The organism is Sphingobium naphthae, assembly GCF_043589935.1.
Classification (GTDB): domain Bacteria; phylum Pseudomonadota; class Alphaproteobacteria; order Sphingomonadales; family Sphingomonadaceae; genus Sphingobium; species Sphingobium naphthae_A.
The window spans coordinates 17,485-31,827 of record NZ_CP171454.1 but is presented as its reverse complement, the minus strand read 5'-3'; the positions used below and the strand labels follow the sequence as shown (position 1 = coordinate 31,827).

Below are 14,343 nucleotides of genomic sequence, written 5' to 3'. Positions count from 1 at the left end.
ATGTAAGGGAGTGGCGGGGTGCTGCATCAACAGACCGACCTGGTGAATTTCAGCGAGCTGGCGCGCGCGCGCGCCGAGCTGGGCGGGGCCTATCTGCGCATCCTGAGCTATTTCAAGGAAGACGGCATCAAGTCGATCCATGAAATCGAAGAAGCCATGCGCACGCGCAACGCCACGGCTCTGGTGCGACCGGCGCACACGCTGAAGGGCGAATCCGCCCAGTTCAGCGCGCATCGCCTGTGCGCCCTGGCCGAGACGATCGAGATGACCGCCCGCCGCTGTGTCGAGACGCATGAGGCGCCCGACGAGCTGATCGAGACGGTGGTGGCGCTGCGCCCCTGCTTTTCCGAGACGGTGGCGTTGCTCGATCGCGACGCCAACCCGCTCGCCGCTCGCCGGCCCGGCGGCTTTGGCCGCCGCGTCGCGGGGCAGCCCAGTTTCGGTCGCGCGAGCTGATCCCTATCCAGTCCGCTTAGCGAAACGCCCATCACGCCTCGTCGCCTCTTCCGTTGCGATCGGCAGTCGAACCGGCGGGGGCGAAGAGCCCGTCCATACCCGCGGACAGGATCCATTGGGGACGCCGACGCAACTTTATCGCTGTTGCTGCGCTTGAGCCTTTCCACGCAATGGAAGAGAGGAACCATCATGCGCACACCTATTTTCGCCGGGCTGGCCATTTTGGCCGCCGCCGGCCTGTCCGCCTGTTCGGAAAAAACGCAGGACAATCTGGAGCAGACGGGCGATTCGATCGGCAATGACGTGAGCCGCGCCGCCGACGATGCGGGCGCTGCGATCGACAATGGTCTGGACGATGCCGGCCAGGCGATCGACAGGGGCGCGGATCGGGTCGGCGCCGCCGCCGACGAAGCGGCGGCCGATGCCGATCGCGAAGCCGATGAAGCCAAGCGCGACGTCGGCGACACGCTGCAGGACGCGGGCACCGACCTCAAGAACGACTAAGGCAGACCGGGCGGACGACTGCCGCGCATGGCGCGGCGTCACCGGTCGAGCATGACGGCCCGGCCCCGGTTCTTCGGGGTCGGGCCGCTGCTTTTTCCCGCGCCGCTTGCGCGGCATCTTGACGGCGGATCACCGCGGCCACAGGGCGAAGCGCATCATGCCGCCCGAACCCCCTCTCCCCCCTACCCGCGCGCCGCGCCTGATGATCGGTCGGGCGGAGCTGGCGCTGATGGGCGCAACATTATTGTGGGGCGCGAGCTTCCTGATCGTCCATCATGCGGTGCGCGAGAGCGGCCCCTTCTTCTTCGTTGGGCTGCGCTTTGCGACGGCGGCGCTGGTGACGCTGCCGCTGGCGCTGCCCGCGCTCAAGAGGCTGACGGGGCGCGAGTTGCTGGCGGGCGCGATGATCGGGCTGTGCATCTTTGCCGGCTACTCCATGCAAACTTGGGGGCTGCAGACCATCAGCAGCAGCACTTCGGCCTTCATCACCGCCGCCTATGTGCCGCTGGTGCCGGTGCTGCAATGGGTCATCCTGCGGCGACGACCGCGACTGGCGAGCTGGATCGGGGTCGCGCTGGCGCTTGCCGGGCTGATGCTGATCGCGGCGCCGGACAAGGGGCTGGGCCTGGGCGTCGGCGAGACGGTGACGCTGGTCAGCACGCTGGCGATCGCGCTGGAGATCATCCTCATCAGCCTGTGGGCGGGCAAGGTCGATGTCGGGCGCGTGACGCTGGTGCAGTTGACCGTGACGGCGCTGCTCGCCTTCGCCAGCATGGCGCCGGCGGGCGAGGCGGTGCCGACGCTGACGATCCGGGTGCTGCTGTCGGCCTGCGGCCTGGGCGCAATGACGGCGCTGATCCAGTTCGTGATGAACTGGGCGCAGCGCACCGTATCGCCGACGCGCGCGACGCTGATCTATGCCGGCGAGCCGGTATGGGCGGGCGTGTTCGGCCGCATCGCGGGCGAAAGGCTGCCGCCCGCCGCTTTGCTGGGCGGGCTGCTGGTGGTGGCGGCGGTGATCGTCAGCGAACTGGACTTCGGCCGCCGGCGCAGGACGCCGCCGCCCGCAGGCTGATCGCTCAGCCGCGCGGAAAGACCGGCGCGCGCTTTTCGAAGAAGGCGGTGAAGGCTTCGCGTGCTTCGGGCGAGGCCATGGCCTGGCGGAACAGCCGCGCCTCCTCCTCCATCCGGCGCGCGAGCAGCGCGGGATCGCCCTTCATCAGCCGGCGCGTCGCAGCGAGCGCCTGGGGTGGTTTCGCCATGAGGGCGGCCGCGCGCGCGCGGGCATGGTCGAGCAGAAGGTCGGCCGCGACCACGCCGGTCACCAGGCCGGCGCTGTCCGCGCCCTGCGCATCGAGCGGTTCGCCCAGCAACAGCATCGCCGCCGCCTTGGCATGGCCCAGGATGGCGGGCGCGAGCAGGCTGGAGCCCGCTTCGGGCACGAGCCCCAGATTGACGAAGGGCATGACGAAGCGCGCGTCGGGGGCGGCATAGACAAGGTCGCAATGGAGCAGCATCGTGGTGCCGACACCCACGGCAAGCCCCTGCACCGCCGCGACCAGCGGTTTGTCGAAGGCGGCGATCGCCTGGACGAAGCCGAAGGCGGCTGCGCCCCCTTCGGGTCCGGCCATGAAGTCGGCAATGTCGTTGCCGGCGCAGAAAGCATCGCCGCGTCCGGCAATCAGCACCACGCCGATCTCCGGCCGCGCCGACGCATCGGCCAATGCGGCGACCATGGCGCGGTACATGGCCGCGGTCAGCGCGTTTTTCTTGTCCGGGCGGTCGATCTGGATTTCCATCACGCCCTGATCTTCGATGATCGCGATATGCTCGCTCACGCCCGGCCTCTCCCTTGTTGCGGTGCAAGGGGAAATTGTTGGCGCAGTCCGGCGGCCGCGTCTATCCCCTGTCTTCCGATCATTGACCGCCGGATGAGCTGATGAACCGATTGCGCCAAGCGCTCGACCCGTTTCTGCTGCTGCTGATCGCCACCGTCGCCCTAGCGTCCCTGCTGCCGGCGCGAGGGCAAGGCGCGCGCATCGCCGAGGGCGTGGCGGATGCGGGCATCGTGCTGCTTTTTTTCCTGCATGGGGCGAAATTGTCGCGCAAGGCGATCTGGGACGGGGCGCGGGCCTGGCGATTGCATGGCGCGACGCTGGCGACGACCTTCCTGCTGTTCCCTGCCATGGGCTGGCTGCTCAGCCGATTCGGTCCGGTGCCCGACGCCATGCGCGCGGGGCTGTTGTTCCTGACGCTGCTGCCGTCGACCGTACAATCCTCCATCGCCTTCACCGCGATCGCGCGCGGCAATGTGGCCGCCGCCGTCGTCAGCGCATCCTTTTCCAACCTGCTGGGCATCGTCCTCACGCCGCTGCTGGTCGCGCTGCTGATGCAGCGGAGCGGCGGCGGAAGCCTGGTTTCGCTGTCGGCGGTCGAGGCGATCGTGGCGCAGCTGCTGCTGCCCTTTGCCGTGGGACATATGCTGCGGCCGTGGATCGGCGCCTTCATCGAGCGGCATCGGGCGATGATCGGGCGAGTGGACCGAGGGTCGATCCTGCTGGTCGTCTATGCCGCCTTTTCCGCAGCGGTGGTCGAGGGACTGTGGCGCAAGGTGTCGCAGGGCGAGCTGCTGGCGCTGGTGGCGCTGTCGGTGGCGATGCTGAGCGCGATCCTGCTGTGCACCTATGGTCTGGGGCGGCTGATCGGCCTGTCGCGCGAGGATGCGATCGTGCTGCAATTTTGCGGGTCGAAGAAGAGCCTGGCGTCGGGCGTGCCGATCGCGGGCGTGCTGTTTCCAGCGGCGGCGGTGGGGCCGATCCTGCTGCCGGTCATGATCTTCCACCAGATCCAGCTGATGGCCTGCGCCTGGCTGGCGCGGCGCTATGGCGCGCGCCCGCTGGAGGAGGCGTCGCTGGCGCCGGCGGAGTAGCACCCATGCCCGAGCCGATCCTGACCGACATCGCGATGGAGCGCTATCTGGCGCAGATCGAGGCGCTGGCCGATGCGGTGGTCGCGTCGCGCTGGCGGCCCGACTGGATCGTGGGCGTGGGCCGCGGCGGACTGGCGCCGGCGACATGGCTGAGCCATGCGCTGGGGCGGCCGATGCTGTCGGTCGACCTGTCGGCGCAGCTGCCGGCCTTTGCCGACACGCTGCTGGATGCGCTTCGCCAGCGGACCGAGGCGGGCGAGCGGCTGCTGGTGGTGGACGACATCAATGACAGCGGCCGCACGATCCTGCGCCTGCGCGGCGCGCTGGGCGATGCGGATGCGGCGGTGCTACGGGTCGCCGTGCTGATCGACAATGTCCGGTCAGGCGCGCGGGTCGACTATAGCGCCGAGACGATCGACCGCGCGGTGACCAAGGACTGGTTCGTCTTTCCCTGGGAAAAGATGGCGAGCCGGGCCAGCATCCTGGCCGATTGGGGCGAGGAGCCGGACCGCACCGCCTGATCCATGCAGACAGCGAAAGCGACACATGAATCGACTTTGCATAGGCTGCTAATTATACGGTCGTAAAGTTTATGTGGGGAGAGGGGCAAGGAGCATGGGCGAGCGCTATGACGCCGTCATCATCGGCGGCGGGCATAATGGGCTGGTCTGCGCCTTTTATCTGGCGCGTGCGGGGTACAAGGTGCGCATCCTGGAGCGGCGGGCCGTCGTCGGCGGCGCGGCCGTTACCGAGCAATTCCATCCCGGCTTCCGCAATTCCACCGCCAGCTACACGGTCAGCCTGCTCCATCCCAAGGTCATTCGCGACATGCGACTGGTGGAGCAAGGCTATCGCGTGATCGAGCGCCCGGTCAGCAATTTCCTGCCGCTGCCCGATGGCCAATATCTGACGCTGGGCGGCGGCATGGCGCAGAGCCAGGCGCAGTTCGCCAAGTTCAGCCGCAGCGACGCCGCTGCCCTGCCCGCTTATTATGACGCGCTGGAGCAAGTGGCGGACATAGCGCGCGACCTGGTGCTGCAAGGCCCGCCCAATGTCGGCGACGGCATGGACATGATCTTCGCCGCGTTGCGCCAGGGCCGGCGGATCGCCGGGCTGACGATCGAGCAGCAGCGCGACGCGCTGGACCTGTTCACCAAGTCGGCGCGCGACTTTCTGGACGGCTGGTTCGAAAGCGATCCGGTCAAGGCCGTGTTCGGTTTCGACGCGGTGGTGGGCAATTATGCGTCACCCGATACGCCCGGCAGCGCCTATGTGCTGCTGCACCATGTGTTCGGCCAAGTGAACGGGAAGAAGGGCGCCTGGGGCCATGTGGTAGGCGGCATGGGCGCGATCACGCAGGCAATGGCGCGCGTGGTCGGCGCGATGGGCGTGGAGATCAGCCTGGAGGCCGCGGTCGAGCGCGTGCTGGTGGATGGCGACCGGGCGGTCGGCGTGCGGCTGGAGAGCGGGGAAGAGGTGATCGGCCGCACGGTGATCGCCAATGTCGGGCCCAAGCTGCTGTACGAGCGGATGATGGACCCGGCCGACCTGCCAAGCGATTTCGTGAAGCGCATCAAAGGCTTTCGCACCGGGTCGGGCACGTTCCGGATGAATGTGGCGCTGTCGGACCTGCCCGATTTCACCTGCCTGCCCGGCGCGGGCGCGCATCACCAGTCGGGCATCATCATCGCGCCGAGCCTGGATTATATGGACCGCGCCTTCATGGACGCGAAGCGCGAGGGCTGGTCGCGACAGCCGATCGTCGAGATGCTGATCCCGTCCACGGTGGACGAGAGCCTGGCCCCGGCGGGGCGCCACGTCGCCAGCCTCTTCTGCCAGCAATTCGCGCCGCAATTGCCTGACGGGCGCAGCTGGGACGATGCGCGGGAGGCGGCGGCCGACCATGTCATCGCCACGGTCGACGCCTATGCGCCGGGCTTTGCCCGCAGCGTGATCGCGCGGCAGATCCACTCGCCGCTCGACTTGGAGCGCAAATTCGGGCTGGTCGACGGCGACATCATGCACGGCAAGCTGACGCTGGACCAGATGTGGGCGGCGCGGCCGGTGCTGGGCCATGGCGGCTATCGCGGGCCGGTGCGCGGCCTTTATATGTGCGGGGCGGGGACGCATCCGGGCGGCGGCGTCACCGGCGCGCCGGGCCATAATGCGGCGCGCGCGGTGCTGAAGGACGGGACGCTGTGGCGGCGCTGGCGCGACTGACCCGCCGCCGTGTCAATGCGCGGCGGAGGTATCGACCTTGCCCACGGGCTTGGGCGCGAGCCAGACGATGGCGGCGGCGATGAAGAGGATGATTGCCGAGATGAAGAAGACATGGTCGATCGCGATCACGGTCGCTTCCTGCTCCACGATATTGACGATCATCTGCCTGATCTGGTCGGGCGACAGGCCCATCGACGACAGCAGCGACTGGGTCTGTTCGGGCTGAAGCACGCGCGCCATTTCCGCGCGCGACACGCGCTGGGAATCGCCCCATTCGGTCAGCACCAGCGATGTCGCGATGGCGGTCGCCATGGTGCGCACGAAATTCTGCAGGCCCGCCGCCGACGCGGTTTCGCTGGGCAGGACCGAGCCCAGGCTGAGCGTCGTCAGCGGGATGAAGAAGAAGGGCAGCGCGAACCCCTGGATGAATTGCGGCAAGGCCATGCCGTAAAAGTCGATGCCGCTGGTCCAGTGGGCGCGCCAGAGCGACATGATGCCGATCCAGGCGACCGCGCAGGAAATGAGCAGGCGCGGATCGACCTTTTCCATCATGCGCGCGGCGACGGGCGCGGTGAAGAGCGCCGCCATGGCGGTGAGCGCGGTGACAATGCCCGCCCAGGTCGCGGTATAGCCCATCGACATTTGCAGCCATTGGGGAATGACGACGATGCTGGCGAAATAGGAGCCGAAGCAGAGCGACAGGGTGAAGAGCGCCGAGCTGAAGCCCACATGGCGGAACACGCGCAGGTCGACGACGGGATGTTCCTCCGTCAATTCCCAGATGATGAAGACGCAGAAGCCGATCGCGGCCATGATCGCCAGCGCGACGATGGTGGGATCGGCGAACCAGTCATGGTCGCGGCCGATGTCCAGCATGATCTGAAGACAGCCGATCCAGAAGACCAGCAGCGCCAGGCCGATCTTGTCGATGCGCACCTTGGCGGTTTCGGTTTCCACCGGCCGCAGCAGCGCCTGCGCGGCGAACACGCACAGCACCGCGATCGGCAGGTTGATGAAGAAGATCCAGTGCCAGCTCCAATTGTCGCTGATATAGCCGCCCACGATCGGCCCGAGCGCCGGACCCATCAATGTGGTCATTGCCCACATGCCCATGGCGCGACCGCGCGCTTCGGGCGGGAAGATGCGCATCAAGAGCGTCTGCGACATGGGCATGATCGGCCCGCCGCAAATGCCCTGGCCGATGCGGCAGGCAACCAGCATGCCGAGCGTCGTCGAAAGGCCGCACAGCACCGAGAAGAGGCCGAAGCCGGCCATGGCGAGCGTAAAGACGCGCACCACGCCGAACCGTTGGGCGAGCCAGCCGGTCAGCGGCACGCAGATCGCTTCCGCCACCGCATAGGAGGTGATGATCCACGTCCCCTGATCGGGCGAGATGCCGAGATTGCCGGCGATGTGCGGCACGGAGACATTGGCGATCGTCAGGTCGAGCACGACCATCAGATTGCTGAGCGCCAGCACCAGCCCGGCCAGCGTTCGGGTGCGCGGCGAGAGCCGCGAGAAGATGTCGTCTTCGCCCGCCATGCCGCGCGCTCCCCTGCTCAGTCCGCCGCCAGGTCGATCTCGACTTCCATCGAGAGGCCGACGCGCAGCGGGTGCGCGGCCAGTTCCCTGGGATCCAGTTCGATCCGCAGCGGCAGGCGCTGCACCACCTTGATCCAGTTGCCGGTCGCGTTCTGCGCCGGGATCAGCGACATGGACGATCCGGTGCCGCCCGAGAAGCCGACAACCTTGCCATGATAGACGACGTCGCCGCCATAAAGGTCGGATGTCACTTTGGCGGGCATGCCGATGCGCACGTCGCGCAGCTGCCGCTCCTTGAAATTGGCGTCGACATAGACCTGCGAGAGCGGGACGATGGTCATGATCGGGCTGCCCTGCGCCACGCGCTGGCCGACCTGCACCTGCCGCTTGGTGATCACGCCGTCGATGGGCGCGCGGATGACCGTGCGTTGCAGGTCGAGCCTGGCGGAATCGAGCCGGGCCTTGGCGGCCATGACGGCGGGATCGGTATCTTCGGTCGACCCGCGCACCAGCGCCTGGTTCGCCTCCAGCTGGCCGGTGGCGGCGCCGCGCGTCGCTTCGGCGGTCTTGACGCCGGCCTGGGCCAGGCGCAGCGCCGCCTGGGCGCTGGCGAAGGTCTTGCGCGCGGCGGTGACTTCATCGCCCGACACGGCGCCGTCATCGACCAGCGCTTCGCGGCGCTGCAGGTCGATGCGCGCCTTTTCGAGGTCCGCCTGGGCGGTGGCGAGCTGCGCGCGCGCCTGCACGATGTCGGCGCCCCGCGCCTCCACCTGGGCGGCGAGCGATTCGCTGGTCGCGGCGGTCTGACGGAAGCGGCGGCGCGCCTCGGCCAGGTCGGCCTGCGCCTGCGCCACGGCGATTTCCATGTTGGTGGGATCGAGCTTGACGAGGATGTCGCCCTTCTTGACCGCCTGCGTGTCGCTGACCAGCACCTCGATCGCCTGCGCGCCGACGAGCGGCGTCACCTGCGCCATTTCCGCGTTCACATAGGCATTGTCGGTGCTGATATGGTTGCGGCCGAACAGCAGATACCAGGCGCCCCACAGCAAGGCGACGACCAGCACGAGCAGGCCGAGCCGGATCAGCCATTTGCGGCGAGCGCCGTTGCGCTGTTCCTGCGGCGCATCGTTCGCCTGCGCGGTCGGATCGCTGGTCCGGGCGGTGTTTTCGGGTTCGGCGTCAGCCATCGATGTCGTCCTTGGGCAATGCGGCGCTGGCGGTGAAACCGCCGCCCAGCGCACGGATGAGGGCAATGTCGAGCGAGAAGGCGCTGGCTTCCAGATCGGAAACCGCGCGCTGGGCGGCGAGCAGCTGATCCTCGACGTTCAGCACGTCGATATAGGGGGACAGCCCGCCCTTGTAACGTTTCTGCGCGACGTCATAGGCATCGCGCGAAGCGGCGAAGGCGGCGCGCGCGTCGGCAAGGCGCTGTTCCAGCGCGCGGCGGCTGGTGACCGCGTCGGCCACTTCCTGATAGGCGGTCAGAACGGTCTTGTCGTAATTGGCGACCGCCTGGTCATAGACGGCGCGGGCGTTGCGATATTGCCCGCGCAGCGCGCCGCCATGGAAGATCGGCAGGCTGATCGCCGGGCCGGCATTGCCGAAGATCGAATCCTTCTTGAACAGGGTATCGATGAAGGGCGACGGGCCACCCGATGCGCCGGTGCCGGTGAAGACGGTGTTGTAGCCGAGCGACTGGACGCCGATCAGCGCGCTGAGGCGCACCGCAGGGAAGAAGTCGGCGCGGGCCACCTTGATCCGCTTCGCCGCCGCTTCGGTGCGGGCGAGCGCCGCGGCGATGTCCGGCCGGCGCGCGACCAGATTGGTCGTGACGTCCGCGGGCAGGCCGAGCGGCGACAACTGCCCTTCGCCGGGCCGGGTGATCGACAGGCCGCGATCGGGCCCGGCGCCGATCAGCGCCGCGATCTGATGCTGACGCAGGGCGATGGCGAGCTTCGCGCCGGCGAGCTGCGCCTTGGCCGAGGATACGGTGGCGTCGGCCTGGCGCACGCTGCCGCGGGTTTCCAGGCCGTTGGCGCGCCGATCGGCGGCGAGCTTCTGGCTGGCGAGGCGAATGTCGAGCGTGCGCTGCTGCACCTCCGCTTCGTCATAGAGGCGGGCCAGATCGGCATAGGCGTCGGCGATGCCGGTGGTGAGCGCGAGCCGCGCCTGGCGCGCGTCGATCTCCGCCGCGCGCGCATCCGACGTGGCCGCCGCGAGCGCCGCCTTGTTCTTGCCCCAGAGGTCGAGATCGAAATTGAGGTCGAGCGCCACGCGCCCGGTGCCGAGCCAACCCTGCGGCACGAATTCCTTGGGCAGGCCCATATTGTAGCTCTGCTTGGTGGCGTTGGCGCTTGCGTCCAGATCAGCCGACGGGAGCGTCGCGGCGCCGGCCTGCTGCGCCATCGCCTGGGCCTGGCGGAAGCGGGCGGCGGCGATCGCCATGTCGGGGGCGTTTCGCAGCCCCTCCTCGATCAGCGCGGTGAGTTGCGGATCGCCATAGGCGGTCCACCAGTCATCCGCCGGCCAGGCGGCCTGCGGCGCGCTCAGGCTCTGCTGCGCTTCGACGCTCTGCGCCGAGCGAATCGCGGGTTCAGGACCCAGATCGGGAACCGCGGCGCAGCCCGACAGCAGCATCGCCACCGTCGTCGCCAGCATCGCGCGGGAGGAAAAAGCCATGCGACTCACCGCCATAACAAACCGTACCATCCAGTATGAAAAGCGCCCTTGCGCCGCTCGCATGTGCTTGTCAACAGGAATAGCGTACTCTATGGTACGGTTTTATGACGGAAAGCGAAATATCCCTGTCCTGCAGCCGCAGGGAAGCGCGAAAGCGCGACCGGCAGGAAATGATCCTGCAGGTGGCGCAGCGCTATTTCCTGGACCATGGCTACGCCGGGACGACGATGTCGGGGATCGCCGCCACTCTGGGCGGATCCAAGGGGACGTTGTGGAACCATTTCCCGTCCAAGGAAGCGCTGTTCGCCGCGGTGCTGGATCGCGTGGCGCGGGCCTATCGCGCGCGGCTGTCGCAGATTCTCGATGCGGAAGGCGACCTGGACGCGGTGCTGTTGCGCGCCTGCGCGAGCCTTATCGGCAAGATCACGTCGGCCGAAGCGATCGCCGTGCACCGGGTGGTGATAGCGGAAAGCGGTCGCTTTCCCGAACTCAGCCGGATTTTTTTCGAACTGGCGCCGCGCAATACGCGCGCGCTGCTGGCCGCTTTCCTGGAACGGGCGATGCAGCGCGGGCAATTGCGGACCGCCGATCCACTGGACGCGGCGCGGGCGCTGATGTCGCTGTGCATGGCGGGCACGCATCAGCAGCTGCTGATGGGGCAGATCAGCAGCTTTGGCCCCGAGAATATCGAGCGGGACGCGGCCTTCGCCGTCGACCTGTTCCTGCGCGCCTATGCGCCCGAACCCCGGTCCGCGCCCACACCCACGCCCACGTCGAGCATATAGCCGCGCCCTTTCACCGTGCGCAGCAGCGGGCGGGCGCAACCGCGATCCAGCTTGGCGCGCAGCCGTGACATATGCACTTCCACGCTGTTGGTGCCGGGATCGAAATCGAGCCGCCACACCGCGCGCAGCAGGTCGGCGCGGCTGAGCGGCTGCCCGGCATGGCGGGCAAGATGGAGCAGGAGCGCATATTCGCGCGCCAGGAGAGGCACGGGCCGGCCGGCGCGCTCCACGCGCCGGTCGAGCAGGTGGATGACGAGGTCGCCCAGCACCAGCCGCGGCTGCTGCTCCTGCGCCAGGCGAATGATGCGCGCCGCCGCTTCGGCCTCATGCATCCAGGGGCCGACCACTTCCTGCACGCCGCCTTCCAACGCGCGGGCACGGGCGAGCGGATCATCCGTGCCCTGCCACAGGATCATCGCGTCGCCGGCGCGGACATGGGGCTGGCCGGGCGCGGCGCGGATCGCCAGATCGAAGCCGCGCGCGCTCAGCGCCCGCGCCACCGGCACGAAATCGCTCCCCAAGCCATGGCATTCGACCCGTCCGCCCACCGTCGCCCTGTTCTTTATCGGCCCCTGCGATCCGACCGCCCCGACAGGGCGAAAACAACCCGTTTCCTATCCATAATGGAGGCTTGCCAGCGCCCTGCGGCTGGCCGCGCGGATCAGGCCATGATCGCTCGACGCGCCGGCATCCCAATGCGTCAGCCGCGCGTCGCCCGCCAGACTGTCGCCGATCGCCGACCAGGCGGTCAGGCGCATGGCATCGTGCGGGTGATGGCGGGCAAACTGGTCCGCCAGGTCCAGCGCGTCGCCATCGCCGCATCCGACCGCCAGTTCCAGCAGCATCTGCGCGCTGGCGATGGTCATGCCCTGCGCGATCGCGCCGCGGTCGGTGTCGAATCGATATTGGCGACGCCACCCCTGCCCCGCCGGACTGGCAAGGATGTTGAGCGACACAGACAGGCGTTCAGGCGGCAATTGGGCATGAATGTCGCGATTGGCGCGGTAGAGCAGCATGCGCCCTTCGCTGAGCCAGCTGCGACCGGTGAAGCGGAGAGGCACCTGCTCCCCGTCGGCGCCCGCGACCCCGGCGGGATCATAGACATGATAGTCCGAGCCATAGCCCGGCCCCAGATAGCCGATCGTCAGAAAGTCGAAGCCATGATCGTGCGGCACATGATAGAGGAAGGGCGCGGTGCCGCTGGCGCGCACGACATGGTCGGTGACGGCGGGCCAGAATGCGGCGCGCAGCACATATTTGCCGCCGGGCGGACGCAAGAGCATGACCTGCGCCGAATAGGGGTTGAAGCGCCGCTGGTCCGCGCAACGCGTCTTGAGCTCCGCCACGGCGGCATCGGCAAGGAAGTGGCGGTTGCGGGCGAGCGCACGCAGCATCGGCGCGGCCGCGGCAAGCCCGTCTTCGCACGAGGGATCGAAAGCGGGGCTTTCGCACCAGTCGACCAGCGCATCGAGATCGATCGCACGCGCCTCCTCATCGGCGGGCGGCGTGATCAGGCGGGGCAAGGCTCTGGCTCCAGCCGCGCCATCGTCTGACGGGCGAGCGCGCGGACCTGCGCATCCGGATCGGCGCGCGCCATGTCGGCGAGCGGCGCCAGCGCCGCGGCCGCATCAAGCGCCAGATATTCGCGCATCACCGCCCAGCGCTGCGCCGGCAGCGGCGCATCCAGCGCAGCATCGAAGCAGGCGGCGGCGTCGCCGCGCCCTTGCAGGCGCAGCAGCGACAACAGCATCAGCGTGCGGGCATGGCCTTCATCGGCCTGCGCGAGCGCGCGCACCTGTCCGCTGGCGACGTCGATCAGGCGCGAGAGGACCGGGCCGGGCGGCGCGACCTGCGCGCGCAGCATCATCAGCGGGCCTGTGCCCGGCGTCAGTCGCAGCGCTTCGCGCCGTTCGTCCAGTTCGAACACCGAACCGACGGGCGCATGGATCGGCCCGCGGCGGACGGCACGATCGCCCTCGATCCCGAACACCTCTCCTTCAACCGCGCGGTTGAGCGGGCGGCAGAGGGCATGACGACCGGAAAAATGGAGGCGCTCGGCGATGCGGGCGGGCGGACTGATGATCGTCGCAGTCACCCAGATACGCTCGGTGCGGGCAAAGACGAGATGGCGGACCGCGCCGTTGCGGCTGGCGCGGACAGGCGGCAGATGCAGCGGATCGGCCTGCATGCAACGGGTCTGCTGCGTCATCCAGGCCTGGAACCAGCCGATGTCGGCAAGGAATGGCCGGATCTGGTCCAGCGCGCCATCGAGCGGCGCGTCGGCCGCCGCATCGACGGCGGCGGCAAGCGCGGCCAGGGTCATGGCTGATCTATGATCGCGATCACCACGTCCATCAGGCTGATGTCCAGCGCATCGCCATCGGCCAGGCCGAACAGGCTGACGGCGTCCGGCAGGTCGGCAATGTCCTCGATAGCCAATTGGGGAACAGAGTGCGGCATCCAGCGTCTCCTTAGCTACTGTCATGCATGGACAGGCTATGGGGCGCGGCAAGGCCGGGCCAATTAAATGAAATTAATAGTGGATCGATCCATTAACCATTTGTTGGGCGCCGGGCCTTAAGGTCCCCGGCCTAAGGCAGGAGCGTTCCGATGCAGTTTTTCAGGCGCAAGGCGCAGGTCCGCCCGAACTATTCCCCTGGCCCTCCGGGTCGGCGCCGGCTGCGCCTGTTGCTGGTGGACGAAAATCCCACCGCGCGCGCGGTCATGGCGCGCCGCCTGTCGCATCGCCATTATGACGTGGCGGTCGCCGAGGACGGCTTTGTCGCGCAGAAGGCGCTGCTGACGAGGCCCGCCGACATCATCCTGATCGACATGGACCTGACGCTGCTGCCCGCCATCGCGACGATGGAGCAGATCCGCGCGGCGAACCGCGCGAGCCCAGGCTGCATCGTGATGATCGGCGGCCAGGACGATGCGCCGGCGATGATCGCGGCGCTGGATGCGGGCGCGGACGATCATATCGTCAAGCCCTTCGACGTCGACATATTGGATGCGCGGTTGCGGCGGCTGCACGCGCGGGCCGAGCGGATCGGCATGCTCGCGCGGAATAATGCCGAACTGGACGCGCGCATCGCCCGGCGCGCGCTGGAACTGGGCGAAGCCCGCGACACGCTGCGCGCGGTGGAAGCGGATCGCGCGCGGTTGATGGCGTCGGTCGAAGCGTTGCAGGCGGAAGTGGCGCGGCTGAGTTCGCGCGACTGCTGAGCC

At 68.2% G+C, this 14,343-nt stretch carries 16 protein-coding genes; 8 read left to right on the top strand and 8 right to left on the bottom strand.

Annotation, left to right across the window (positions count from 1 at the left end):
• The first annotated feature begins 18 nt into the window (after positions 1-18).
• The 3 genes from ACGGKE_RS00165 (at position 19) to ACGGKE_RS00155 (ending at position 2,035) form a co-directional block, all read left to right on the top strand.
• Positions 19-456, top strand: coding sequence for an Hpt domain-containing protein (locus tag ACGGKE_RS00165; RefSeq protein WP_394439111.1), 438 nt, complete (start codon positions 19-21; stop codon positions 454-456).
• Positions 457-645: 189 nt separating this feature from the next.
• Positions 646-960 (top strand): hypothetical protein, encoded by a 315-nt coding sequence (locus ACGGKE_RS00160; protein ID WP_394439110.1) that lies wholly within the window; start codon positions 646-648, stop codon positions 958-960.
• 157 nt (positions 961-1,117) lie between these two features.
• Positions 1,118-2,035 carry a DMT family transporter gene (locus tag ACGGKE_RS00155; protein WP_394439109.1) on the top strand — a complete coding sequence of 306 codons (918 nt, stop codon included), beginning with the start codon at positions 1,118-1,120 and terminating at the stop codon, positions 2,033-2,035.
• Positions 2,036-2,039: 4 nt separating this feature from the next.
• Here ACGGKE_RS00155 and ACGGKE_RS00150 read toward each other — a convergent pair whose 3' ends face one another.
• Complete coding sequence (locus ACGGKE_RS00150; RefSeq protein ID WP_394439108.1) at positions 2,040-2,798, bottom strand: enoyl-CoA hydratase; 759 nt, start codon at positions 2,796-2,798, stop codon at positions 2,040-2,042.
• 101 nt (positions 2,799-2,899) lie between these two features.
• Here ACGGKE_RS00150 and ACGGKE_RS00145 point away from each other — a divergent pair, with 101 nt between their 5' ends.
• From ACGGKE_RS00145 to ACGGKE_RS00135, 3 genes are all read left to right on the top strand, one after another.
• On the top strand, positions 2,900-3,889 hold the full coding sequence (locus tag ACGGKE_RS00145; RefSeq protein ID WP_394439107.1) for a bile acid:sodium symporter family protein: 990 nt from the start codon (positions 2,900-2,902) through the stop codon (positions 3,887-3,889).
• Between the two features lie 5 nt (positions 3,890-3,894).
• Entirely contained in the window at positions 3,895-4,410 is a 516-nt protein-coding gene (locus tag ACGGKE_RS00140; protein ID WP_394439106.1) for a phosphoribosyltransferase, read from the top strand.
• A gap of 94 nt (positions 4,411-4,504) precedes the next feature.
• Positions 4,505-6,109 carry a phytoene desaturase family protein gene (locus ACGGKE_RS00135; RefSeq protein ID WP_394439105.1) on the top strand — a complete coding sequence of 535 codons (1,605 nt, stop codon included), beginning with the start codon at positions 4,505-4,507 and terminating at the stop codon, positions 6,107-6,109.
• A 12-nt stretch (positions 6,110-6,121) separates the two neighbouring features.
• On the opposite strand, the gene ACGGKE_RS00130 is transcribed toward ACGGKE_RS00135, so the two are convergent.
• From ACGGKE_RS00130 to ACGGKE_RS00120, 3 genes are read right to left on the bottom strand one after another with little or no spacing between them, the layout of a single operon-like run.
• Positions 6,122-7,651, bottom strand: coding sequence for a DHA2 family efflux MFS transporter permease subunit (locus ACGGKE_RS00130; protein ID WP_394439103.1), 1,530 nt, complete (start codon positions 7,649-7,651; stop codon positions 6,122-6,124).
• 17 nt (positions 7,652-7,668) lie between these two features.
• Positions 7,669-8,838 carry an EmrA/EmrK family multidrug efflux transporter periplasmic adaptor subunit gene (locus tag ACGGKE_RS00125; RefSeq protein ID WP_394439101.1) on the bottom strand — a complete coding sequence of 390 codons (1,170 nt, stop codon included), beginning with the start codon at positions 8,836-8,838 and terminating at the stop codon, positions 7,669-7,671.
• On the bottom strand, positions 8,831-10,345 hold the full coding sequence (locus ACGGKE_RS00120; RefSeq protein WP_394442068.1) for an efflux transporter outer membrane subunit: 1,515 nt from the start codon (positions 10,343-10,345) through the stop codon (positions 8,831-8,833). Before ACGGKE_RS00120 ends, ACGGKE_RS00125 begins: the two co-directional genes overlap by 8 nt.
• Positions 10,346-10,434: 89 nt before the next feature.
• Here ACGGKE_RS00120 and ACGGKE_RS00115 point away from each other — a divergent pair, with 89 nt between their 5' ends.
• Complete coding sequence (locus tag ACGGKE_RS00115; RefSeq protein ID WP_394439100.1) at positions 10,435-11,115, top strand: TetR/AcrR family transcriptional regulator; 681 nt, start codon at positions 10,435-10,437, stop codon at positions 11,113-11,115.
• On the opposite strand, the gene ACGGKE_RS00110 is transcribed toward ACGGKE_RS00115, so the two are convergent.
• From ACGGKE_RS00110 to ACGGKE_RS00095, 4 genes are all read right to left on the bottom strand, one after another.
• Entirely contained in the window at positions 11,061-11,636 is a 576-nt protein-coding gene (locus ACGGKE_RS00110; RefSeq protein WP_394439099.1) for a winged helix-turn-helix domain-containing protein, read from the bottom strand. The genes ACGGKE_RS00115 and ACGGKE_RS00110 overlap by 55 nt on opposite strands.
• A gap of 93 nt (positions 11,637-11,729) precedes the next feature.
• Entirely contained in the window at positions 11,730-12,638 is a 909-nt protein-coding gene (locus ACGGKE_RS00105) for a transposase (RefSeq protein ID WP_394439098.1), read from the bottom strand.
• Positions 12,626-13,438: a hypothetical protein gene (locus tag ACGGKE_RS00100; RefSeq protein WP_394439097.1), complete on the bottom strand. Its 813-nt coding sequence runs from the start codon at positions 13,436-13,438 to the stop codon at positions 12,626-12,628. Before ACGGKE_RS00100 ends, ACGGKE_RS00105 begins: the two co-directional genes overlap by 13 nt.
• Positions 13,435-13,575, bottom strand: a complete 141-nt coding sequence (locus ACGGKE_RS00095; protein ID WP_228166157.1) for a hypothetical protein — start codon at positions 13,573-13,575, stop codon at positions 13,435-13,437. The genes ACGGKE_RS00100 and ACGGKE_RS00095 overlap by 4 nt, the downstream gene beginning before the upstream one ends.
• 150 nt (positions 13,576-13,725) lie before the next feature.
• On the opposite strand from ACGGKE_RS00095, the gene ACGGKE_RS00090 reads away from it, so the two are divergent.
• Positions 13,726-14,340, top strand: a complete 615-nt coding sequence (locus ACGGKE_RS00090; RefSeq protein ID WP_394439096.1) for a response regulator transcription factor — start codon at positions 13,726-13,728, stop codon at positions 14,338-14,340.
• The last annotated feature ends 3 nt before the right edge of the window (positions 14,341-14,343 follow it).